At 69.2% G+C, this 22,591-nt stretch carries 22 protein-coding genes; 3 read left to right on the top strand and 19 right to left on the bottom strand.

Annotated elements, in window-relative coordinates:
- On the bottom strand, positions 1-723 hold the full coding sequence (locus tag QTI17_RS04935) for a Crp/Fnr family transcriptional regulator (RefSeq protein WP_286531546.1): 723 nt from the start codon (positions 721-723) through the stop codon (positions 1-3).
- Positions 724-833: 110 nt separating this feature from the next.
- Between QTI17_RS04935 and QTI17_RS04930 the strand changes: the two genes are divergently transcribed.
- Positions 834-1,427, top strand: a complete 594-nt coding sequence (locus QTI17_RS04930) for an HD domain-containing protein (protein ID WP_286531544.1) — start codon at positions 834-836, stop codon at positions 1,425-1,427.
- A 27-nt stretch (positions 1,428-1,454) separates the two neighbouring features.
- Positions 1,455-2,222, top strand: a complete 768-nt coding sequence (locus tag QTI17_RS04925) for a class II aldolase/adducin family protein (RefSeq protein ID WP_286531543.1) — start codon at positions 1,455-1,457, stop codon at positions 2,220-2,222.
- Positions 2,223-2,512: 290 nt separating this feature from the next.
- Here the strand turns inward: QTI17_RS04925 and QTI17_RS04920 are convergent, their stop codons facing one another.
- The 17 genes from QTI17_RS04920 to QTI17_RS04840 form a co-directional block, all read right to left on the bottom strand.
- The gene (locus QTI17_RS04920) at positions 2,513-3,802 is read right to left on the bottom strand and encodes an MFS transporter (protein WP_286531542.1); all 1,290 of its coding nucleotides are present in this window, start codon (positions 3,800-3,802) and stop codon (positions 2,513-2,515) included.
- A 23-nt stretch (positions 3,803-3,825) separates the two neighbouring features.
- Positions 3,826-4,932 carry a porin gene (locus QTI17_RS04915; RefSeq protein WP_286531541.1) on the bottom strand — a complete coding sequence of 369 codons (1,107 nt, stop codon included), beginning with the start codon at positions 4,930-4,932 and terminating at the stop codon, positions 3,826-3,828.
- Positions 4,933-4,967: 35 nt separating this feature from the next.
- The gene (locus QTI17_RS04910; protein WP_286531540.1) at positions 4,968-5,936 is read right to left on the bottom strand and encodes a PDR/VanB family oxidoreductase; all 969 of its coding nucleotides are present in this window, start codon (positions 5,934-5,936) and stop codon (positions 4,968-4,970) included.
- Positions 5,937-6,000: 64 nt separating this feature from the next.
- A complete protein-coding gene (locus QTI17_RS04905) occupies positions 6,001-7,023 on the bottom strand; it encodes a Rieske 2Fe-2S domain-containing protein (protein ID WP_286522609.1) in 1,023 nt (340 codons plus the stop codon).
- Positions 7,024-7,064: 41 nt separating this feature from the next.
- Positions 7,065-7,283: a recombinase-like helix-turn-helix domain-containing protein gene (locus QTI17_RS04900; RefSeq protein WP_286531539.1), complete on the bottom strand. Its 219-nt coding sequence runs from the start codon at positions 7,281-7,283 to the stop codon at positions 7,065-7,067.
- Positions 7,284-7,340: 57 nt separating this feature from the next.
- Positions 7,341-8,486 (bottom strand): FAD-dependent monooxygenase, encoded by a 1,146-nt coding sequence (locus tag QTI17_RS04895; RefSeq protein ID WP_286531538.1) that lies wholly within the window; start codon positions 8,484-8,486, stop codon positions 7,341-7,343.
- Positions 8,487-8,507: 21 nt separating this feature from the next.
- Positions 8,508-9,503, bottom strand: coding sequence for a Bug family tripartite tricarboxylate transporter substrate binding protein (locus QTI17_RS04890; protein ID WP_286531537.1), 996 nt, complete (start codon positions 9,501-9,503; stop codon positions 8,508-8,510).
- Between the two features lie 11 nt (positions 9,504-9,514).
- Positions 9,515-10,486 (bottom strand): VOC family protein, encoded by a 972-nt coding sequence (locus QTI17_RS04885; protein ID WP_286531536.1) that lies wholly within the window; start codon positions 10,484-10,486, stop codon positions 9,515-9,517.
- Between the two features lie 13 nt (positions 10,487-10,499).
- Positions 10,500-11,975, bottom strand: coding sequence for an aldehyde dehydrogenase (locus QTI17_RS04880; RefSeq protein ID WP_286531535.1), 1,476 nt, complete (start codon positions 11,973-11,975; stop codon positions 10,500-10,502).
- Positions 11,976-11,989: 14 nt separating this feature from the next.
- Positions 11,990-12,799, bottom strand: coding sequence for an aspartate dehydrogenase (locus QTI17_RS04875; protein ID WP_286531534.1), 810 nt, complete (start codon positions 12,797-12,799; stop codon positions 11,990-11,992).
- Positions 12,800-12,813: 14 nt separating this feature from the next.
- The gene (locus QTI17_RS04870) at positions 12,814-14,511 is read right to left on the bottom strand and encodes a thiamine pyrophosphate-binding protein (protein ID WP_286531533.1); all 1,698 of its coding nucleotides are present in this window, start codon (positions 14,509-14,511) and stop codon (positions 12,814-12,816) included.
- Positions 14,504-15,343, bottom strand: a complete 840-nt coding sequence (locus QTI17_RS04865) for an SDR family oxidoreductase (protein WP_286531532.1) — start codon at positions 15,341-15,343, stop codon at positions 14,504-14,506. The genes QTI17_RS04870 and QTI17_RS04865 overlap by 8 nt, the downstream gene beginning before the upstream one ends.
- A 10-nt stretch (positions 15,344-15,353) precedes the next feature.
- Positions 15,354-16,202, bottom strand: coding sequence for an IclR family transcriptional regulator (locus QTI17_RS04860; protein ID WP_286522624.1), 849 nt, complete (start codon positions 16,200-16,202; stop codon positions 15,354-15,356).
- A gap of 28 nt (positions 16,203-16,230) precedes the next feature.
- Positions 16,231-17,100 carry an alpha/beta fold hydrolase gene (locus QTI17_RS04855; protein ID WP_286531531.1) on the bottom strand — a complete coding sequence of 290 codons (870 nt, stop codon included), beginning with the start codon at positions 17,098-17,100 and terminating at the stop codon, positions 16,231-16,233.
- Positions 17,101-17,123: 23 nt separating this feature from the next.
- Positions 17,124-17,669, bottom strand: coding sequence for a cupin domain-containing protein (locus QTI17_RS04850; protein ID WP_286522628.1), 546 nt, complete (start codon positions 17,667-17,669; stop codon positions 17,124-17,126).
- Positions 17,670-17,694: 25 nt separating this feature from the next.
- Positions 17,695-18,510 (bottom strand): SDR family oxidoreductase, encoded by an 816-nt coding sequence (locus tag QTI17_RS04845; RefSeq protein ID WP_286531529.1) that lies wholly within the window; start codon positions 18,508-18,510, stop codon positions 17,695-17,697.
- 162 nt (positions 18,511-18,672) lie between these two features.
- On the bottom strand, positions 18,673-19,656 hold the full coding sequence (locus tag QTI17_RS04840) for a Bug family tripartite tricarboxylate transporter substrate binding protein (protein WP_286532141.1): 984 nt from the start codon (positions 19,654-19,656) through the stop codon (positions 18,673-18,675).
- 295 nt (positions 19,657-19,951) lie between these two features.
- Between QTI17_RS04840 and QTI17_RS04835 the strand changes: the two genes are divergently transcribed.
- A complete protein-coding gene (locus tag QTI17_RS04835; RefSeq protein WP_286531527.1) occupies positions 19,952-21,259 on the top strand; it encodes an MFS transporter in 1,308 nt (435 codons plus the stop codon).
- Between the two features lie 312 nt (positions 21,260-21,571).
- On the opposite strand, the gene QTI17_RS04830 is transcribed toward QTI17_RS04835, so the two are convergent.
- On the bottom strand, positions 21,572-22,591 hold the full coding sequence (locus QTI17_RS04830) for a 2-dehydropantoate 2-reductase (protein ID WP_286531526.1): 1,020 nt from the start codon (positions 22,589-22,591) through the stop codon (positions 21,572-21,574).

The following is a 22,591-nucleotide window of genomic DNA, read 5'->3' as shown; positions in this document are numbered from 1 at the left end:
CTAGCCCGTGTTGCCCATCCGCTGCAGCGCCGCGGGCGACAGCAGCTCGATGCGGCCATAGCCCAGCCCGATCGCACCTTCCCTCGCCAGCGCGTTGAGTTCCTTCGACAGGGTCTGGCGCGTCACGCCCAGCATCATCGCCAGCGCTTCCTGCGGCAGCGCCACCGAAACCCTCGGCTCGGGCGACTGGGTCGCATCGCCGCGGGCCAGCGCCAGCAGGCGGCGGGCCACCCGGGCACGCAGCCCGCGCAGCGTGGCGTCTTCCATCAGGCCGTACAGCCCCCGCACGCGGGCCGCGAGCAGGGCTGCGATCGCCCGCCCGAAGGGGGCGCCCTGCATCTGCTGCGCGAAGGCCTGGTGCGGCACCACCAGCAGGTCGAGCGCGCTGAGCGCCGTGGCATCGTGGGTGCGCGGCGAGCCGTCGATCAGGCTGATCTCTCCGAACCAGTTGCCGGGCTCGAGCACCGCCAGGATGGCTTCGCGGCCATCGTGGCGCAGGGTCGAGATCTTGATCATGCCGGCCGCCAGGCCGTAGAAGCCGCCGCCGGCCGCATGCACCGGATCGCCCTGGCGGAACACCATCGCGCCCCGGCGCAGGTGGATCAGTTCGGCCGCCGCCAGCAGGCCTTCACGCTGCGCGCGAGGCATCGAGGCGAACCAGGGGTTGGCCTCCATCGAGGCACGGTGGGCGGCCGACAGCGGGCGCCCGGGAGGCTGCGGCATGGAATTCGGATCGGGTCCGGGGGTTTACCAGAGCGCTCCATTGTCAAATTCTTGACAGTTGAACGTCAAGTGGGGGTCTACAGTGGGCCGCGAATCCACGGAGACACACGATGAATGCAAGAGCGAATTTCGTCCGCATGCAAGACAGCACGCAGCAGGACTGGCAACTGATCGGCGGCGAATTCATGCAGTTCGCGCAGGGCCTGCCGGCGCGCGTGATCAAGCACCTGCAGATCCTCAAGGGCGACTACGGCGGTTTCCCGATCGACCGCTACAGCCATTCGCTGCAGACGGCGACCCGCGCGCTTCGCGACGGCCGCGACGAGGAGTACGTGGTCTGCGCCCTGCTGCACGACATCGGCGACACGCTCGGCACCATGAACCACCCCGACATCGCGGCGGCGATCCTGAAGCCCTTCGTGAGCGAGGAGAACCACTGGATGGTGGCGCACCACGGCATCTTCCAGGGCCACTACTTCTTCCATCACATCGGACTCGACCGCGACCTGCGCGAGAACTTCCGCAGCCATCCCTGCTTCGACCGCACGGCCGAGTTCTGCGAGCTCTACGACAACCCGGCCTTCGACCCGATGGCCGAGACCTTGCCGATCAGCGAGTTCGAGCCCATGCTTCGGCGCCTGATGGCCCAGCCGAAGCAGAGCATCTACAAGGCCGCGCAGCAACCCGCCGCCGCTGCCGCCTGACCCTTTTCCTTTTCCCAGGAGACCCCCATGAACGCCAGCACCCCGACCGAAATCCAGAAGCTCGTCAGCGCCGAAGAATGGCAGCTGCGCGTCGACCTCGCCGCCTGCTACCGGCTGGTCGCGCTGTACGGCTGGAGCGACCTCGTCTTCACGCACATCAGCGCCCGCGTGCCGGGCCCCGAGCACCACTTCCTGATCAACCCCTACGGCCTGATGTTCGACGAGATCACGGCGTCCAGCCTGATCAAGGTCGACCAGGACTGCAACAAGGTCATCGATTCGCCCTACCCCGTGAACCCGGCCGGCTTCGTGATCCACAGTGCGGTGCATGCGGCGCGGGAAGACGTGCAATGCGTGCTGCACACCCACACCCGCGCCGGCATCGCGGTCAGCGCGCAGAAGAACGGCGTGCTGCCGATCAGCCAGCAGTCGACCTTCGTGCTGGCCTCGCTGGCCTATCACGACTACGAGGGCGTCGCCTTCCGCGACGACGAGAAGCCGCGGTTGCAGGCCGACATGGGCAACGCCAACTTCCTGATGCTGCGCAACCATGGCCTGCTGACCGTCGGCAAGACCGTGGCCGACGCCTTCCTGAGCATGTACACCTTCGAGAACACCTGCCAGATCCAGATCGCGGCGCAGGCCGGCGGCGGCGAACTGACGCAGGTCGATCCGCGCATCGTCGAGGGCGTCGGCCATGCCATGAAGGTGCAGACGGGCGGCATGGGCGGGGCTTTTGTCTGGCCCTCGCTGATCCGCAAGCTGGACCGCGTGGACGGCAGTTACAAGGATTGATCGCTGTCGGATTGGTTCGGGGCGGGCTCCCGCCGACGGCGTACTCTGCTCCGCGAATGTCCCCCGGCCTTCGGCCTCCTCCTTTATTTCGCTGCGCAGAGCACACCATCGACGTGATCCGTCACGGCGGTCGTTGATCGGCCGCACGACACGGCTTGTCCTGTGCGGAGGGCGGTGGGTAGCCCCCGCAGCGAAATAAAGGAGGAGCCGAAGGCGGGGGACATTCGCGGAGGGGGCTACCCACTGCCCTCCGCACCCGCCCCGGATGGCCGATCGGGCGAATCCGAAGCTCAGGCAGCAATCGCGCCGCGCATCCCCGAGGGACGCTCGCGCCACCACAGCACGAAGCCGCAGACGAACACCACCGCCTGGGTCCCGATCAGCAGCGCGAAGCCGGCGAAGAAGCCGTGGGCCGCACCGCCTGATGCGCCGGGGCCGGCCGACACCGCGCTGATCACGCCGCCCATCAGTGCAGGCATGAAGCCCGCGACCAGGCTGCCGGTGCCGTTGACGACGCCGAAGGCGCTGGCCACGTGCTCGGGCCGGGCGCAGTACTGCACCGTGCTCGGGATCGCCGGGCTCTGCAGTCCCCAGCAGAAATTGGCCGCGATCAGGCAGTAGGCCGCCGCATAGGGGTCGTGCACGTTGATCGCCAGCAGCACCGACAGCGCCACGCCCGCGCTCGCCGCCATGAAGATGAAAGGCACGCGCTGGCGCTCGATCCGGTCGATCAGGACGCCGCCCAGCAGCACCGCGAGCACGGTGGCGTACTGCGGCAGGGACGCGAGCCAGCCCATCTCGCGCAGCGAGAAGCCGCGCACTTCCTTCAGATAGGCCGGCAGCCAGTTGCTGGCACCCCAGAGGTAGGCCAGCGCGGCCGAGGTCAGCACCGTGACCAGCACCAGGTAGCGCGTGTGGAGCGCGCCTTTCACGATGTAGCCGACCTTGTGCATCGCATCGCCGAAGGACTCGGGCTTCGCCATCCCGGCGTAGGACTTCGGCATCTTCACGAAAGCCACCACCAGCGGAATGCCGAGCGCGATGTTCAGCACGCCGAGCACATGGAACGAAGTCTGCCAGTCGAAGCTCGCCAGCAGGAAGCCGATCAGCGGATAGCCGAGCGCCAGGCCGAGCCCGGTGCCCATGTTGACGAAGGAGTTCGGCTTGCCGTTCTCGTGGTTCTCGAAATGCGCCTTGATGTAGGACGAGGCCAGCGAGAACAAGGGCCCTTCGGACACCCCGAGCAGGATCCGCGAAGCCAGCAACATGCCGTAGCCGTTGAACCAGGGCGTGATGAAGGTGACCACGCCCCACACGATCAAGCCGATCACCAGGCTCTTGCGGACCCCGAACAAGGCCGCGCAAAAGGGCGTCAGCACGAAGGCCGAGACGCCGTAGCCGACCATGAAGGCCGTCGCCAGCAAGCCCTGGCTGACCCGGTCCGACGGCGCGATGCCGATGTGCTGCAGGAACGAGGCATCGGTGATCAGCACCGCGATGTTGATCCGGTCGATGTACGAGATGGCGACGATCACGAACAGCGTGATGACGCCGTACCAGCGGAATGCTCTGGGATGCATGGCAACGCTCCTGCAGTAAGGGACTAGAAGGCGTGGCGCAATCCGAACTCTGTGCCACGCGAGCCGTGGTCGGGAGAGGTCAGGACGCCACCGAGGGCTTGCGCGGCGCCGTCGCTGTTGGTCAGCCAGGCGGCGGTCGCATAGACCGCGCTGCGCTTGGACAGGTTGTAGACATAGCCGAGTGCGAACTTGCCCACGGTAGGCCGCGGCAGGTCGAAGCCCGGTTCCCGGCGGTACCACGCATACGAAGCCTTGATCTCGCCGGTGCCGACCGGCAGGTTGAAGCCCAGCAGTGCGCCCTTGCCGTCGACCTCGCCGAGCGAGTCGGTGTAGTACTCGCCCATCACCCTGAGGCCCATGAAGGAGGCGAAGGTGTAGGAAGCGCCGAGATTCGTGACCCTCAGGTCGCCCACCGCATACTTTGTGCGTCCGGTCGAGAGGGCCACGTTGAACGGGCCGTTGAGATAGCCGACGCGCATCCCGGTGTAGTCGCCGTCGTCCTCGATCGACAGCGGCACGGGTCCGGGCAGCACGGCGTTCGAGGGGTTCTCGCCCAGCGCCACCATCAGCTGTCCGTAGAAGCCGCCGAGCGTGGGCGGCAGGAAGTAGCCGACGCTGTTCGAGGCCCGCGTGCCGGTGGGTGCGCTCAGGCCGCCCAGGCTGCTGAAGTAGATCTGGTTGGCACCGATGCCGCCGCCGGTCCCGAAGGGGTCGAACAACGCCGTGTTCCAGAACGTCGGCGTGTAGTCGCGGCCCAGCCGCACTTCGCCGAAGGGGCCCGACAGGCTCACGGTCGAACGGCGCCCATAGATCAACCCGCCGTCGCCGACGTTGCCGTTGCGCTGGTTGTTGATGTTGGTGCCGAAGCTGGTGCCGGTGTCGTTCTGCAGGCCGGACTCGAGCCAGAAGCTCGCCGCCAGACCGCCGCCGAGGTCTTCTGTCCCCCGGAAGCCGAGCCGGCTGAAGGTGTTGGCGCTGTTGGTGAGCTGCCATTTGCTCGACGACACCGGGCCCGACCCGGTGGTGTAGGTGAGTGCCGCGTCGACGACGCCGAACACTGTCACGCTCGATTGCGCGCCGGCCCCGGACGCGGCTGCGCAGGCGGCCGCGGCCACCGAAAATCTCTTCATGTCTTCCTCCCTCTGTTGATGAACTCTTCTTTGCCCTAGATGTCGAGCACCAGCGGGCCGCGCTTGCAGCCCGAGACGCAGATCATCATGGTCTTGTTCGACGCCCGTTCGAGCTTGGTCAGGATGCCGTCGTGGTGGTCGACCTCGCCGTCGAGCACCTTGGTCTCGCAGGCGCCGCAGACGCCTTCCTTGCAGCTGTGGTCGGGGTTGAGGCCGGCGTCGATCAGGCTGTCTAGGATCGACTTGCCGGGCGGGACCTCGACCGTCTTGCCGCTCTTCGCGCACTCGACCACGTAGCTCTGGGTGGCGCTCGGCGCCTCGACGTGCACGGCGGCGAAGCGTTCGATGTGGGCGTTCGGGAGCCCGAGCTGCTCGCAGGTCTTCTCGAAGTTGTCGAGCATCGGCGTCGGGCCGCAGCAGTAGTAGTGGCTGTCGGCGCCCTTGCCGCCCAGCAGCGCGGCGAGGTCGGGCGGGCCGCCCTTCTCTTCGTCGAAGTGCCAGGTCAGCGGAATGGCCTTCTCGGCCGCCAGCGCGGCGATCGCCTCGCCGAAGGCCGATTCCTTGCGCGAGCGCGCGCAATAGATCAGCTCGGCCGGCTTGCCGATCGCGGCCAGCCGCTGCAGCATGCACCAGATCGGCGTCACGCCGATGCCGCCCGCCACCAGCACCGAGCGCCCGGCGCCCTCTTCCAGCTTGAAGTTGTTGCGCGGATGCGAGATCGCGAGTGTCATGCCCACGCGCAGCTGCTGGTGCACGTAGCGCGAGCCGCCGCGGCTCTTGCGATCGTTCAGCACGCCGACCACGTAGCGCTGGCGGTCGGTCGACGGATTGCACAGCGAATAGCTGCGCACCAGCCCGTTGGGCAAGTGCAGGTCGATGTGGGAGCCGGCCTCGAAGGCGGGGAAATCCACCTCGGGCGAAGCCGGGCGGAACTCGACGCTCACGATGCCGTCGGCTTCGTAGCGCATCGTGTGAACCAGGGCGTTCAGCGTGGGGGAAGACATGGGAAACCTCGACGATGGGTGGGTCGGTGGGCCGCGCGCCTCGGTGACGCGGCCCGCGCGTTGATCAGGCGCTCGCGCCTTCGAGCTGCTGCTGGGCCAGGCCGCGCAGGTGGCGGCGCAGGCGCACGATGCCGAGGTCGTGCTGGTAGAGCTGTTCGTGCTGGTTGGCGTCGGGCTCCATGTTCTCGATCAGGACGCGGTCCTGTTCGAGCACGTGCCAGTGGCGCGCCTCGAGGCGGTTCTTGTAGAGGAAGCGCCAGGTGTCGCGCTCCCAGCCCTTGGCCAGCTTGCGCACGCGCCAGTGGAAGGCGCACGAGAGCGTCGGCGAGATCGGCGTGTAGCTGCCGACGATGATGAAGTTGCCGCCGGGGCCGCCGGTCTTCGGGTAGGGGATCTCCAGGCGCATCCAGTGCATGCCGGTGTCGGCCCACTCGGTCCAGTCGAAGTTGACGTTGCGCTGGCCTTCCTTCTCGAACACGAAGCCGGTGTCGGTCGCGCGGATTCCGAACTTGGCGGTCGAATCGCCCTCGGCCATCGAATGCGACTGCTTGTGCAGGAAGGTGCCGTGCATCGGGTCCATGACGTTGTCGAGCACGTAGCGGTAGTCGCCCTTCCACTCGGCATAGCAGAGGAAGCTCGAGTACTGCTCGTCGTCGGTCAACTGCTCGGGCAGCACCAGCGGCGGCGGCGTCTCGACCGACTCCTTCGAGTTGTAGAGCCAGACCGCACCGGCGCGCTCCTCGACGTGGAAGAAGCGCGTAGCCTGCGAGCCTTCGAGCTTGCAGCCGGGGCTGCCGGGCACGCGCACGGCGACGCCGTCGCAGCGGACCTCGACGCCATGGTACGGACATGAAAGCCGGTCGCCGAGGATCACGCCCTGCGACAGCGGCGCGCCGCGGTGCGGGCAGCGGTCTTCGAGCGCGTGCAGCTTGCCGCCGTGGTCGCGCCAGAGGGCGAACTTGCGGCCCAGGCGGCGCAGCGACACGGGCGATTCCTTGATGAAGCCGGTGGGGCAGATCGGATACCAGAGATCCTTCAGGCCGATCTCGAGCAACTGGTCGACGGGGTCTTCGCGGGAGGGGGTCATGGTGGGGTTCCTCTTGTGGGAAAAAATCGGCGGCCCGGGGCTCAGGCGCCGAGGGTCGCCATCTCTTCGCGGTAGATGGCCTCGGTCCAGGCCTTGCCGCTGGGGCTCGCGAGACCGCTGTCGTTGAGCCGTTCGACCAGCCCGGCGAGGTCGTGCACGCCGGCTGCGAAGGCGCGCTCGATGGCGTCGCCGAGCAGGTCCTCGTAGGTGGTAGGGGTGCGCTGACGCGCCTGGTGGGGATCGAGATAACGGTCGGTCATGGGTCGCTCCATCGGAAAAAAAGAGGTTGTCGGGGGGTGGCCGTGGGAGGCCTCTGCCTACGCCGCGAGCGCCACGGGCACCGCCCAGGCGTCGTAGCCGTAGACCCAGTCGGCGTTGCCGCCTTCGCGCAGCCAGTTGTTGCCACGCGATCCGAGCTGCACCTGGCTGGCGCGCTCGATGCGAGCCTGCTCATAGCATTTCAGCGCGGCCGCCGCGTCGCTCATCGGCACGCCCTCGAGATGGCGGGCCAGCACCACGGCATCCTCGATCGCCATGCCGGCGCCCTGCGCCATGAAGGGCAGCATCGGGTGGGCGGCGTCGCCCAGCAGCGCCATCCGGCCCTGGGCCCAGGCGGGCATCGGATCGCGCTCGTACAGCGCCGTCTTGAGCACCGTGTCGCAGGCATCGAGCAGCGCGCGGGCGTCGGGGTGGTAGGCCACGTACTGCTCGCGCAGTTCGTCGACGCTGCCGGGCGCGGTCCACGATTCGAGATGCCAGGTGTCCTGCGGCGTGGTGGCGAAGATGAAGATGTCGCGCCCGCGGTTCAGCGGAAAGGTGACGATCTGGCTCTGCGGGTTCGGCCCCCACCACTTGGTGAAGGCGCCGAGGTTCGGCACGCTGGCGACGCGCTCGGCCGGGACCACCGCGCGGTAGGCCACGATGCCCGTGAAGCGCGGGCTCTCGGCGCCGAACATCGCGGTGCGCACCGCCGAGTGGATGCCATCGGCGCCGATCAGCAGGCCGACGCGCGCGCTGCTGCCGTCCTCGAAGCGCAGGTCGACGCCTTCGGCGTCCGGCGTGATCGACTGCGCCCGCTTGCCGAGCGCCACGCGTTCGGCCGGGAACATGTCGGCCAGCGCGGCCAGCAGGTCGGCGCGGTGGATCGTGAGCTGCGGCGCGCCGTACTTCGCTTCGGCCGAGTCGGCCATCTCGAGGCGCGAGGTTTCCTCGCCGCTGTCGTAGGTGCGGCTGATGCGATGGCTGGGCCGGGCGGCGGTCGTGCGGGCTGCCTCGCCGACGCCGAGGCCGTCGAGGGCGCGCACCGCATTGGGCGTCAGGTTGATGTCGGCGCCGACGCGGGCGAACTGCTTCGCCTGCTCGAACACGACCACGTCGTGGCCGGCGCGCTGCAGCGCGATGCCGGCCACCAGCCCGCCGATGCCGGCACCGACGATGCCGATGGTGGATTCATTGCATTGCATGGGTGTCTCCTCGGGTTCTTGTTATTCGGCGACGATGTTGCGGGCCTTGATGATCTTGGCCCACACGGCGGTTTCGTCGCGGATCGCGGCGGCGAACTCGGCCGGCTTCATCGAGGCATCGGTCATGCCCTGCGCCATCAGGCGCTCGCGCACGGCCGGCGCGGCGAGGATCTCGGCGGCGTCCTTGGCGAGTTGCTCGGCAACGGCCGGCGAGGTTCCGGCCGGTGCAAGCAGGCCGTACCAGGAGGTCACGTTGACGCCCTGGATGCCCTGCTCCGCCAAGGTCGGGATCTCGGGCGCGACCGGACTGCGCTTGGCTTCGGTGACGCCGAGCGCGACCAGCTTGCCGCTCTTGATGAAGGGCAGCGTCGCCGGCAGGTTGCTGAACATCAGCGGCACCACACCGCCGAGCACATCGTTGAGCGCCGGCGCCGTGCCCTTGTAGGGCACGTGCAGCAGGTCGACCGCCGCCTGCTGCTTGAACAGCTCGCCCGCCAGGTGCAGGCCGCTGCCGACGCCGGGCGATGCATAGGACAGGGTGCCGGGCTTGGCCTTGGCCTGGGCCACGACTTCCTTCGCGTTCTTGAAGCCCGAGCCCGGCGTCGCGACCAGCACGTTGGGCGCGGTCGCCAGCATGGTGACCGGCACGAAGTCCTTCTGGATGTCGAACGGGAAGTTCGGCATCAGGGTCGGGTTGATCGTCAGGTTGCCGGCCGGCACCACCAGCAGCGTGTGGCCGTCGCCCTTGGCGCGCTTGACCTTGTCGATGCCGATGTTGCCGGCCGCGCCCGCGAGGTTCTCGACCACGGCCGGCTGGCCGTAGCGCTTGGCGAGGCCGTCGGAAAGCACCCGCGCCAGCGTGTCGACCGGCCCGCCGGGCGGGAACGGCGAGACGATCGTGAAGCGGTCGCCCGCCAGCTGCTTCTGGGCCTCGCTCTGCGCCTGCACGGCGGTGGTGGCCGCCAGCGCCAGCACGGCGGCGCCGAGCAGTCGACAAAGGGGGATGCGTCGTGTCATTGGCATTTCGATCATTTCTTTTCGGTCAGGAAGGCGCCCTTCGGTCCTTCGGCATTTTTTTGACGGCGCGTGTGGCCGTCGAGGCCGCCGTCGACCGCCCATTCGGCGAACACCGTCGGACCCGGTTCGAACTCGCGCGGCTGCCACTCGGCGGTCAGCTGGTCTTCGTCGGCGTAGTACTCGATCAGGCCGCCGGCCGGGTTCTTGAAGTACCAGAAGTAGGCCGAGGACACCGGATGGCGGCCCGGGCCGAGCTGCGTCTCCCACCCCTTGCGCGAGAAATGCAGCCCGCCGCCGAACACCTCGTGGATGTCGCGCACGGTGAAGGCCACGTGGTTCAGTCCGCGCTTGCCCGAAGGCAGCTGCAGCAGGAACAGGTCGTGGTGGCCACCCTCGGGCGCGCAGCGCATGAAGGCGCCGCGGTTCGGGTAGCTGTCGGACGCGACGAAGCCGAAACGGTCGCTGTAGAAGGCGCTGGTGACCTTGACGTCGCTGACGAAGAACACGACGTGGCCGACCTCGATCGGCGTCGCGTGGTCATACACCGGCGCGGCCTGGTTGATGCGCGGCTTGGCGTTCCAGGTGTTCATCGCGCCGCAGTCGACCTCGACCGCATGCTTGCGGCTGACCTGCAGCCGCACGGCCAGGCCGTTCGGGTCGATGCAGCCGATGCGGCGGGCACCATCGGCCTCGCCGTCGACGAAGCCCGGGTCCTTGGCGATCGCCGCGGCATAGCGCGCGAGGTCGGCGTCGCTCTCGACGCCCCACACCACTTCACGCAGGGTCGGGCCCTCTTCCATGCCGGCCGGCAGGCCCGGCTTGTCCAACGCCGCGACCACCACCTTGCAGCCGTTGAGGCATTCGAAGACGAGCTGGTCGGTGGCCTCGGACTTGAGCACGAGGCCCCAATCCTGGAAGAAGGTGCGGCAGACCGCGAGGTCGTCGGCCGCATAGGTGATCTGGTCGATGCCCAGTACGCTCATGATCGTTGTCCTTTCAGTTGGCCCACGGCAGCGGCTGCTCGTTGGTGCCCCAGTACATGCTCTTCTGCTCCATGTACTGGAAGATGCCCTCGCGGCCCTTCTCGCGGCCCAGGCCGCTGTCGCGCCAGCCGCCGAACGGGGTCGAGACCGAGAACTGCTTGTAGGTGTTGACCCAGACCGTGCCGGCCTGCACCGCGCGGCCGAGGCGCCAGGCGCGCTTGAAGTCGCGGCTCCAGACGCCGGCTGCCAGCGCGTAGACGCTGTCGTTGGCCTGCTGGATCAGTCGTTCCTCGTCGTCGAAAGGCATCGCGACCAGCACCGGGCCGAAGATCTCCTCCTGGCTGATGCGGGCGTTGTTGGTCAGGCCTTCGAGGATCGTCGGCGTGTAGAAGTAGCCGCGGTCGAGGCCGTTGCCGTGGGGGCGCACGCCGCCGGTGCGGATGCGGCCGCCTTCGGACACGCCGAGCTCGACGTAGCGCTCGATGCCCTCGCGGTGCTTCGCCGTGATCAGCGGGCCCATCTGGGTGTTCTCGGCCGCCGGGTCGCCGACGCGCAGCGCGTTGGCGCCTTCGGCCAGCCGGGTCAGGAATTCGTCGTAGATCGAACGGGCGACGAACAGGCGCGAGCCCGCGATGCACGATTCGCCCGAGGAGCTGAAGATGCCGTAGAGCACGCCGGCGACCGCGTGGTCGAGGTCGGCGTCTTCGAGCACCATGGTCGGCGACTTGCCGCCGAGTTCGAGCGACACCGGCATCATCTTGTCGGCCGCGATGTGGGCGATGTGCTTGCCCGTGGTGGTGCCGCCCGTGAAGGACACGCGCTTGACCAGCGGATGCTTGGTGATGGCGTCGCCGATCAACGAGCCCTTGCCCGGAAGCACGCTGACGATGCCCTTGGGCACGCCGGCTTCTTCGCAGATGCGCGCCAGTTCGAGCGCCATCAGCGGCGTGACCTCGGCCGGCTTGACCACCACCGCATTGCCCGCGGCCAGCGCCGGCGCCAGCTTTTGCGCTTCGCTCGCGATCGGCGAGTTCCACGGCGTGATCGCCGCGACAACGCCCATCGGCTCGTGCACGCTCATCGTCACGAAGGGGCCGCGCGAGGGCGTGATCGTGTCTTCGAGGGTCTCGAGCGCGGCCGCGAAGAACTGGAAGGTGCCGGCGGCGCTGGCCACCAGGTTGCGGGTCTCGCTGATCGGCTTGCCGTTGTCGAGACGCTGCTTCTGGGCCAGGGCTTCGGACTGCTCGCGGATCAGCTGCGCCACGCGGTGCAGCACGCTCGCGCGCTGGTGCGGCAGCATCTGGGCCCAGCCGCTGGTGAGGAAGGCGTGGTGCGCGCGTTCGATGGCCTCGTCGACGTCGGCCAGGCTGGCGGCCCGGAGGCGCGCGATCGGCTCGCCGGTGGCCGGGTACAGGCTCTCGTAGACGTCGCCGCCGCCCAGGCGCCACTCGCCCGCGACATTGAGGGGAAGGAGTTCGGAAGAAATCATCGGGGTTCCTCGGTTCAGATCGCCAGCGCCGCGACGCGGTTGCGCAGCGCCCGCACGGCGCTGTAGACCGTCAGCGCGGAGGTCTTGGGGTTGGCGGCCAGCGGCTTGTTGCGCATCGTGAGTTCGAAGCTGCCGAAGGCGCCCCGGGCCTCGACCACGTGGACGTTGTCGGCCACCGCCGGATCGGCGATCAGCCGCACCAGCGTGCGGTCCAGGCCCAGGCCGGCGAGAGACACGGTGGCCGCCACGTTGGCGTTCTTGGGGTACAGCGTGGCCGCTTCGCGCGCGCTGCCTTCGAAGATCACGGTCTCGCGCGCCAGCGATGCGAGATCGCGGCCCTGCTCGGCCGGTGTGCCCTTCCAGGCCTGCGGCGGCTTGCGGCCGATGTAGCGGACTTCGTCGAGCCCGCCGACACGCGCCGCGGCCAGCGCGTCGATGGCGCCGATCGCACCGGCGATCAACTGCACCTGGGTGCCGCCGGCGAGCGCGGCGGCTTCGAGCTTCTCGGCGAGGCCCGGGGCCGAGAGCGCGCCCACCGAGGCGACGACGCAGGGCGTGCCGCGCTGCAGGGCCGGCAGCACGTGGGCCTCGATCGCCGCATGGCCCGCGGCCTCGACCACCAGGTCGATGCCTTCGGGCGGAACGCAAGACACGACCTGCGCGCCGGGTGCGAGCCGCTCTGCCGTGGCCTGGGCCGCTGCGAAGGCATCGGCCGGCACGACGATCGCCTGGATCTCCAGTGCCGCATCGGCCTGGAGCAGCTCGAGCATCGCGCTGCCGATGGCACCGCAGCCGATGAGCGCAATGCGCGTGGGGGTGGACATGCGAAGGGCTCCGCTCACTTGGCCGTGCCGAGCGCAGGAATCTGCGTGATCGTGTTGGTCGGCGGACCGGCGAAGGTGCTCTTGAAGCCGCCGATGGAGAGCATGTCGATCTCGAGCAGGAAGGGACCGTCGCCGGCCAGGGCCTGGTCGAGCCGCGCCGGCAGGTCGTCCAGCTTCTGCACGCGGGCGTGCGGCAGCGCGATCGACTTGCACAGCAGGTCGTAGTCGGGCGTGTGCAGTTCGGCGTAGCACTGGCGGCCGCCGTACTGCGCGTCCTGGATGTTCTTGATGACGCCGTAGCTCTTGTCGTTCATGAGCACGATCACCATGGGCGCCTTCTCCTGCACCATGCAGGCCAGTTCGCCGAGGTTCAGGATGAAGCCGCCGTCGCCGGCCAGGCAGAAGGTCCGGCGGCCCGAACCGGTCACCGCCGCGCCGATCGCCGCGCCGATCGCCATCGGCATCCCCTGGCCGATGCCGCCGCCCGTGGCGTGCACGCCGGCGCTGGGTTCGAAGATGCGCAGTTCGCGATTGCCCCAGGTGCTGTTGGAGACGGTCACGTCGCGCACCCAGTTGAAGTTGCGTCCGGCCACCGACTGGATCCGGCGCACCAGCTCGGCATACGGGCCGAGGCCGTCGCGCAAGGTCGCGACCGCCTGGTCGTGGGCGGTGCGCAGGTCGACCAGCAACTGGGGGTCGGCCTTGTACCTGGCCGCTTCGAGGCGGTCGGCCAGGCCTTCGAGCGCCAGCGCGGAATCGCCGCAGACAAAGGCATCGGTGGCGTAGCAGCGCCCTTCGGCGGCCGCATCGGCGTCGATGCGGTAGAGCGGGCGCGGCAGCTTCAGCTCGTACTTCAGCGTCTCGTTGCCGCGCAGGCGCGAGCCGACCACCAGCATCGCATCGCAGGTCTGGTAGAGGGCCTCGACCGGCTTCTGGATGTTGTAGGCGCCGAGCGAGCCGGCATCGTCCTCGGGCACCGTGCCGCGGCCCTGCGTGGTGGTGACCACGCCGAAGCCGAGCTTCTGCAGGCGCTGGATGGCCGCGCGGGCGTGGCGGGCACCGCCGCCGACCCACAGCAGCGGACGCCTGGCCTTGGCGAGGTCCGCGGCCAGCGCGTCGAGGCCGGCCTTCGACGGCACGGCGGCCTCGATCGGCAGCGGCGACAGGTCGGCCGGCATCGCGACCAGCGCGGACTGGATGTCGATCGGGATCTCGACGCTGACCGGGCCGGTGGGCGCGGTCAGCGCGACCTGCACCGCGCGCTTCAGGGTGCCCAGCAGGTTGTCGACGCTGCGCACGCGGAAGGCCGCCTTGGAGATCGCCTTGAGCATCGTGAGCTGGTCGGGCGCCTCGTGGATGTACGACATCCCCTTGTCGATGTAGGGGGTCTCGATCTGGCCCGTGATGTGCAGCACGGGAGCGCCGGCGGTCAGTGCCTCGACCATGCTGCCGGCGATGTTGCCGGCGGCCGGGCCGGTGCTGGTGATGCACACGCCCAGGCTGGCCGTGGAGCGTGCATAGGCGTCGGCCATGTTGCCCGCGCCGGCCTCGCCGCGGGCCGAGATGAAGCGGATCGCGCCCCGCTGCGCGAAGGCATCGAGGATCGGCATGTTGTGGATCGAGATGACGCCGAATGCCGCCTTGACGCCGCATTGCTCGAGGAAGGCGGCGACGACTGCGCCGGCCGTGACGGTGGGGTTGGGGTTATGCATGGCGGGAATGGCCTCCGGAAATGTCGATGTGGCTGCCCGTCGTATAGGACGCGAGCGGTGAAGCGAGAAAGAGGATGGCGCGCGCGGCTTCGATCGGAAGCCCCAGGCGGCCCAGCGGGATGTGCTTGTCGCGGGCGAGCTGGCCGCTCCAGGCGTCCCAGTCGAGTTCGGTCTGCGCGCGGGCCTCGAAGCGCCGGCGCCACTGGCCCGACTCGACCAGGCCGATCAGGATGCCGTTGACACGCACGCCCTGCGGCGCGAACTCGGTCGCCATCGAACGCACCAGGCTCAGCAGGCCGGCCCGCGCGGCCGAGGTCGCGACCATGTGCGGCTCGGGCTGGCGCGCCAGCAGCGAGTTGGCGCAGACGATCGCGGCATCGCCCAGGGCGGCGCGCTGCGCCACCAGCTGCGGCAGGAAGGCACGGGTCGGATGGATGACCGAGAAGAACTTCAGGTGCAGCTCGTCGCTCCAGGCCTTGTCGTCGGTGTCGGCGAAGGTGGAGACGCGGCCCTGCCCCGCGTTGTTGACCAGCATCGAGGCCGGGCCCAGCGCGGCTTCGCTGTCGGCGGCGAAACGCTGCACCGATGCCGCGTCGAGCACGTCGCAGGTGCGGGCGAAGAGGCGCGCCCCGGGGCGCGTCGCGCGCAGGCCGGCCACCGCGCGGTCGAGGCGCTCGGCATCGCGGCCGCACAGCGCCACGGCGGCGCCGCTGTCGAGCAGCAGCTCGACGGTCGCCAGGCCGATGCCGGAAGAACCGCCCGTGACCACGGCCACGCGGCCGGCCAGCGCGTCGGCAGCGAAGAGGTTGGGTGAAAGCTGGGGTGTCGTCATGGTGCGCAACTCAGGCTGCGAGGTCGCCGCCGCGCAGCGGGATCACCTGGCCCTTGGCGGCCGGCGCGTAGTTCAGCAGGCCGGAGATTTCGTCGGCGGTCTGGCGCACGCGCTGCACCATCTCGTCCATGCGGCTTTCGTCGATATGGCCCGAGGTGATGGTCGCGCCCAGCGCCGCCACGATGTGGCCGCTGTGGTCGCGCACCGGTGCGGCGATGGTCGAGATGTTGGATTCGAAGAAGCCCTCGCCCAGCACGTAGCCGCGCTGGCGGTCGGCCTGGACCATGTCGAACAGCTGGTCGACCGTGACCGGGGTGCGCGGCGAGAAAGCCTCGAGCTTGTCTTCCGGGTAGAGCGCGCGCAGCTGCACCAGGGTCAGGTCCTCGAGCAGGATGCGGCCCAGCACGGTGGCGTGCGCCGGCAGCCGCGTGCCCACCGTCACCGAGCTGGCGAAGGGCGTGGGCGGCGCGACCTTGGCGACATAGACGATCGAGCGGCCGTCGCGCACCACCAGGTTGCAGGGCGTGCGCAGCTCGTCGCACAGGCGCTGCAGCAGCGGTGTGCCGAGCTGGGTCAGTTCGAGCGAGGCCAGGTACTCGAAGCCGAGCCGCAGCACAGCGAGGCCGAGGCGGTAGTCGCGGCCGCCTTCGGCGCGCTCGAGGAAGCCCATGTTCTCGAGCGTGGTCAGGAGCCGGAACACGGTCGAGCGCGGCAGGTCGAAGCGGCGCGCGAGTTCGGGCGCCGACAGCGAACGGTGCTCGCGGCTGAACTCGCACAGCAGGCGCAGGCCGCGCTCGAGCGCCGGCACGTTGTAGCGGTCCGCGCCCTCTTCGATCGATTCGATGTCGTTGGTTGCCATGGTCTCTCTTCGTTGAATTGGGGATCGGTCAGGCGGCAAGAACGTCGCGCAGCAGCGCCGCCACGGCTTCCGGCCGCTCGACGTAGCTGGCATGCCCGGCGTCGGCGATCGTTTCGAGCGGGACGCCGCACTTGCGAGCCGCCTCGGCGCAACCGGCCGGCGGCGTGACGACGTCGAGCGCGCCGCACGCCACCCGAACCGGCATGGCCGGCGGCAGGTCGGCCAGCAGATCGCCGCCGCACAGCAGTTCGATCGCCTGCCGATAGCCTCCGTCGTTCAGGCGCGACATGTTCCAGCGCACCCATTGCCGTGCCTGTTCGCCGGCGCCCGCAGACAGCAGCCGGGTGTCGGCGCGTGCCGCCATGCCGGCGATGCCGGCCCCGGACAAGGCCTCGATGCGCTGGGCGTGGACGCGGCGGCGCTCTTCGGCACGTTCGGGCGCGCCGTAGCCGGCGGCCGGGCTGATCAGCACCAGCCGGGCGATCCGCTCAGCCAGCGCCGAGCCCGGCCGCGCCGCCGACGCCGCGGTCAGCGCGCCGAGCGAATGGCCGACCAGCGTGCAGCGGTCGATGTCGAGGGCGTCGAGCATCGCGCCCAGCCGCTCGGCATAGTCGGCGGCCGTGGGCTGCGCGGGCGCGAGCGGCGTCGACGCGCCGTAGCCGGGGGCATCCCAGGCCAGCACGCGCGCCTGCGGCGCCAGCAGCAAGGCCGTGTCGAGCCAGGACGCGGCGCCCGACCCGATGCCATGGAGGCAGACCAGCGCCGGTCCGCTGCCGCATTCGCGCACCGACATCACGCCGCCGCCGCGCAGCGTCACGGCGCGCGCGGGGAAGCGCGCTTCGAGGCGCGCCACTTCGGAGGGCGGCAGGGTCGCGGCGGGGTTCATGGCGGCGCTCATGGGCTGGTGCTCGATGCCGGGGATCAGCGCTTGATCTTGGCCAGCGGATGGTCCGCCGGGTAGGTCGGCGTCACCGGCTTCTTGGCGCCGAGCATCACGCACATCAGCGCGTCTTCGTCGCCGATGTTGATTTCTTCGCGGTAGACGCCCGGCGGCACCGAGATCAGGTCGCGGTCGGTCATGATGGTCTCGAAGCGCTCGCCGTCCTTCTCGATGACGACCTTGAGCTTGCCGCGGATCAGAAAGAACACTTCTTCGACGTCGGTGTGCAGGTGCGGCGGGCCTTCGTGGCCGGCCGGGATCACCATGGTCGAGAAGGTGAAGTTCTCGGCGGGCACGGTGTTCACGTCCTTGGCGACGCCCGTGCCGCCGGTGCCCACGTAGCGCATCTGCGCGCGGCGGAACTTGGGATCGAGGTCGGCCTGGAACTTGAGCGCGTCCCAGTCGTACTTGCGGGTGGCATAGCGCGCGATGCGCGTTTCCATCCATTGCTGGAGGCTGCTGCCTTCGGGCTGCGCCAGGGTGTCGGCGGCGCCGTCGATCTTCTGTTGTTCGGACAAATCGCTCATCGGGTTTACTCCTTGGTCGAAAAAATCAGTGCATCACGAAGCCGCCGTTGACGGCGAGCAGCTGGCCGGTCACGAAGCGCGACAGGCCCGAGAGGGCAAAGAGCATCGCGCCGCAGACGTCGGCGGCCTGCTGCTCGCGCGGGATCGCGCGGCCTTCGAGGTATTTCTGGTGGCGTGCCATCGGCACGTATTCGGTCGCCTCGACCAGGGTCAGGCCGGGTGCCACGGCGTTGACCGTGATGCCTTCGCCGCCCCACTCGCGCGCCAGCGAGCGCGTCATCGAGACCACGGCGCCCTTGCTCGACGCATAGGCCAGCAGGTTGGGTGCGCCCCACAGCGCGGTGTCCGACGCCAGGTTGACGATCGCGCCGCGGCCGCTCGCGGCCAACGCCGGCTGGCAGGCGCGGCTCATCAGCCAGGTGCCGCGCACATTGACCGCCATCACGCGGTCCCACATGTCGATCTCGAGCGCATGCGCATCGCGGCCGCCGGAGTTGGTGATGGCCGCGTTGTTGACCAAGCCGTCGAGGCCGCCGAGCGCGGCGACGGCCGCTTCGGCGCAGGCGTCGATCGAGGCCGGGTCCGACAGGTCGACCGCCAGTCCGTGGGCGGTGGAGCCGGCCGCCCGCAGCGCCGCGGCCTCGGTCTGCACCAGGTCGGACAGGATGTCGGCCATCACGACGGCGCCACCGGCGGCGGCGATGCACTTGGCGAAGGCCAGGCCGAGGCCGCGTGCCGCGCCCGTGACCAGCACCTTGCGGCCGGCCAGCAGGTTGGCGGGCAGTTCCGCAAGAAGGGTTTGCAGGCTCTGCTGGTCGGGGGTGCCGCTGGGCTGGGTCATGGGATCTTCTTTGTCAGTGGGTTCACCGCGCATCGTGGGACCCGCGATGCATGAAACTGGCGCCTGCCGAAGCCAGGGATACCGTGGATCTGGCTTTGCCAGGCCGCTGGTATCGCCCCCTGGAGGGGGAGGCGCCGCAGGCGCTTCGGGGGTGGTCCATGACTAATCGGCCTGGATGCCGAGTTCCTTGATCACGCGGCCGAAGCGCTCGAAGTCGGCGGCGTTGGTCTTGCCCAGGGTCTCGGGCGTGCCGCCCAGCGGCAGCGCGCCGAACACCGCCATCTTGGCGGCGACGTCGGGCATCTTGAGGATCTCGTTGAAGTGGCCGTTGAGCGTCTTCACGATCTCGGGCGACAGCCCCTTGGGACCGAAGATGCCGTTCCAGGCCATCACCTCGATGTCCTTGTAGCCCAGCTCCGCCAGCGTCGGCACGTTGGGCGCGAGTGGCGAACGGGCCTTGTCGGCCACCGCCAGCGGCGTGACCTTGCCGCTTGGCAGGTAGGGCGCGATCGGGCCGTAGGTGACCACGGTCAGCGGCACGTGGCCGCCGAGCACGTCGTTGATCGCCGGCGCGACGCCCTTGTACGGCACGTGCTTGATGTTCAGGCCGGCAGACTTGTTGAACATCTCGCCGAGGATGTGCATCGGCGAGCCGCTGCCGGGACTGGCATAGGACAGGTCGGGGCTGCGCTTGGCGGCGGCCACCATGTCCTTCAGGTTCTTGGCGCCGCTGCCGGGCCCGGAGACCAGGAACAGCGGCATCATCGCGGTCTGGATGATGGGCGTGAAGCCGTTCACCACGTCGTAGCCGGCGCCGGCGCCGGTCTTGAGCACGATCTGCGCGATCGAGAAGGTGCTCGGCGCGACCAGCAGCGTGTAGCCGTCCGCGGGCGCCTTGGCAACGAAGCTGCTGCCGATAACGCCGCTGGCGCCGGGGCGGTTGTCCACCACCACCGGCTGGCCGACCCGTGCCGAGAGTTTCTCGGCGAACAACCGGGCCAGCGCATCGGTGTCGCCACCGGCCGGATAGGCCACGACGAGCGTGATCGGCTTGGTCGGCCACGCCTGGGCCCAGCCCGGACCGGCGGCGCCGGCAGCGGCGGCGCAGAGCGCGAGAGACAGCATCTGGCGGCGGGAGTTCTTGATCATCATGGGAGGCGATTCCTTGGCGTTGGGGAAAACTCGCTCTGTTTCACTAATGAATCACTGATTTAGTAATGAAACGATGGACGAAGAATAGTCCGTGGGACGCCGATGAAATATAGGTAAAAACCCTATGCTTCATTGGGCAGATTCCGGCGCTACCTCGGCGGCGCTGAGCGCGACCTGACCTCATGGGGCGGGACATACCCCGAGCGCGCCGACGGCTGATCGACAGCTTGGCCTCCTACGATGGACGGACCGTGCGGCCACCGCGCTGCAGACCCGCAGGAGACATCCCATGAGCACCGCCACCCTCGCCAACGCCCCTTCGGCGCCGCCGGCCAGCAGTTCCAAGCTCGGCGCCGTGCTGCGCGTCACGAGCGGCAATTTCCTCGAGCAGTTCGACTTCTTCCTGTTCGGCTTCTATGCCACCTACATCTCGAAAGCCTTCTTCCCTGCCAGCAGCGATTTCGCCTCGCTGATGCTGACCTTCGCGGTGTTCGGCGCCGGCTTCCTGATGCGGCCGCTGGGCGCCATCGTGCTGGGCGCCTACATCGACGAGGTCGGCCGGCGCAAGGGCCTGATCGTCACGCTGGGGATCATGGCCAGCGGCACGGTGCTGATCGCCTTCGTGCCGGGCTACGCGACCATCGGGGTGGTGGCGCCGGTGCTGGTGCTGATCGGCAGGCTGCTGCAGGGCTTCTCCGCCGGCGCCGAACTCGGTGGCGTCTCGGTCTACCTGTCGGAGATGGCGACGCCTGGCCACAAGGGCTTCTACACGGCGTGGCAGTCGGCCAGCCAGCAGGTCGCGATCGTGCTGGCCGCAGCGCTCGGCTTCGGGCTCAACGAGATGCTGTCGCCAACCGTGCTGGCCGATTGGGGCTGGCGGATCCCCTTCTTCGTTGGCTGCATGATCATTCCGTGCATCTTCGTGCTGCGCCGCTCGCTCCAGGAGACCGAGGCCTTCCAGGCCCGCAAGCACCACCCGACGACCCGCGAGGTGTTCCAGTCGATGGCCCGCAACTGGCGCGTGGTGCTGTGCGGGATGCTGCTGGTCGCGATGACCACCACCACCTTCTACCTGATCACGGTCTACACGCCGACCTTCGGGCGCACCGTGCTGCACCTGAGCGCGCGCGACAGCCTGATCGTGACCCTGCTGGTGGCCGTCACCAACTTCATCTGGCTGCCGATCGGCGGCGCCCTGTCCGACCGCATCGGCCGCAAGCCGCTGCTGCTGGCGGTCACGCTGCTCGCCATCTTCACGGCTTATCCGGCGATGCACTGGCTGGCTGCGGCGCCCAGCTTCGGCCGCATGCTCGACGTGCTGCTGTGGTTCTCGTTCCTGTTCGGCATGTACAACGGCGCCATGGTCGTGGCCCTGACCGAGGTGATGCCGGTCGAGGTCCGGGTGGTCGGCTTCTCGCTCGCCTACAGCCTGGCGACCGCGGTCTTCGGCGGCTTCACGCCGGCGATCTCGACCTGGCTGATCGAGACCACCGGCGACAAGGCGGCGCCGGCCTGGTGGCTCAGCGTAGCGGCGGTCTGCGGCTTGATGGCGACGCTGATCCTCTATCGCAAGGGACGGAAGCCGTCGGTGGCCTGACGCCACGAGGGCGGATGATTCGGGGCGGTTGCTTCGGGGCGGGCTCACGCCGACGGCGTACTCTGCTCCGCGAATGTCCCCCGGCCTGCGGCCTCCTCCTTTATTTCGCTGCGCAGAGCACACCATCGACGTGATCCATCACGGCGGTCGTCGATCGGCTGCACGACGCGGCTTGTCCCGTGCGGAGGGCGGTGGGTAGCCCCCGCAGCGAAATAAAGGAGGAGCCGAAGGCGGGGGACATTCGCGGAGGGGGCTACCCACCGCCCTCCGCACCCGCCCCGGCACTCGGCGGGTGGAGAACCGCGAAGGACGCTACAACCCCAACTGAGTCAGCAACTGCCGCGCCGGCCAGCGTTCGCGGCGGGCCGGCCAGGCCTCCACCAGCTCGACCATCCGCGCATTGAGCGGCGCCTGCATGCCGTGGCTCTGGGCCAGCCGCACCACCTCGCCGCTGAGCACATCGATCTCGGTCCGCCGGCCCAGCGCGAGGTCGTCCGCCATGCTGGAGCGCGCCTTGGCATCGATGCGCAGCATCCGCGCCGCGACCAGCCGGAACAGCGGCGTCGGCAGCCGCAGGATCGGCGGAATTCGCGCCGGCGGCACCGCGCCCAGTTGCGCCGGCGTGATGCCGGCGCGCCCGAGCACGGCCAGCGCCTCGTCGATCAGCGCCGCGAAGCAACGCCGGTAGCCGCGCTGCAGCAACTCCTCGCGCAGCGGCAGGCCAGACAGTGCGTTGACCGGATTGTTGAGATTGAAGAGCAGCTTTCCCCACTGCACCGGCAGCAGGTCGGCATGCAAATCGATCGGCACCCCGGCGCGTTCGAACACCGCCACCCAGGGCCGCAGCGCGGCATCGTCCTGGGCCGCCAGCCGTCCTTCGGTGCCGCGATGGAAGGCCGCGGGCCCGACTTCGGCCACGTTGTAGGGCACCATGGCCGGCAGCACCCGCAGGCCCGGCCCGGCCTCGGCGGCGACGCGCGCGTTGGCCACGCCGTTTTGCAGCGACACCACGGGCGTGCCGGTCGGCAGCGCCGCGGCGAGTTCGACCGCGGCTTCGGCGGTGGCGCCGCTCTTGACCGTGAGCAGAACCAGTGCCGGCCGGATGTCGGTGGGGACGCGTTCGAAGAGATGCAGCTCGGCTGGCGGCACGTGGGTGCGACGGCCTTCAAGGTCGGTCAGCGTGAGGCCCTGCAGCGCCAGGGCACCGAGTACGCGCGGCCGGCCGACGAAGCCGACACGTACCCCCGATGCCGCCAGGCTGCCGCCGATGAACGAGCCGATGGTGCCGGCGCCCATCACGAGGATGTCGAGCGCCGCGTCGTCGCTCCCCAT

Source organism: Variovorax sp. J31P179 (genome assembly GCF_030316985.1).
Lineage (GTDB): Bacteria > Pseudomonadota > Gammaproteobacteria > Burkholderiales > Burkholderiaceae_C > Variovorax > Variovorax ginsengisoli_B.
The sequence above is the reverse complement of the archived record's forward strand: the minus strand, read 5'-3'. Positions and strand labels throughout refer to the sequence as shown.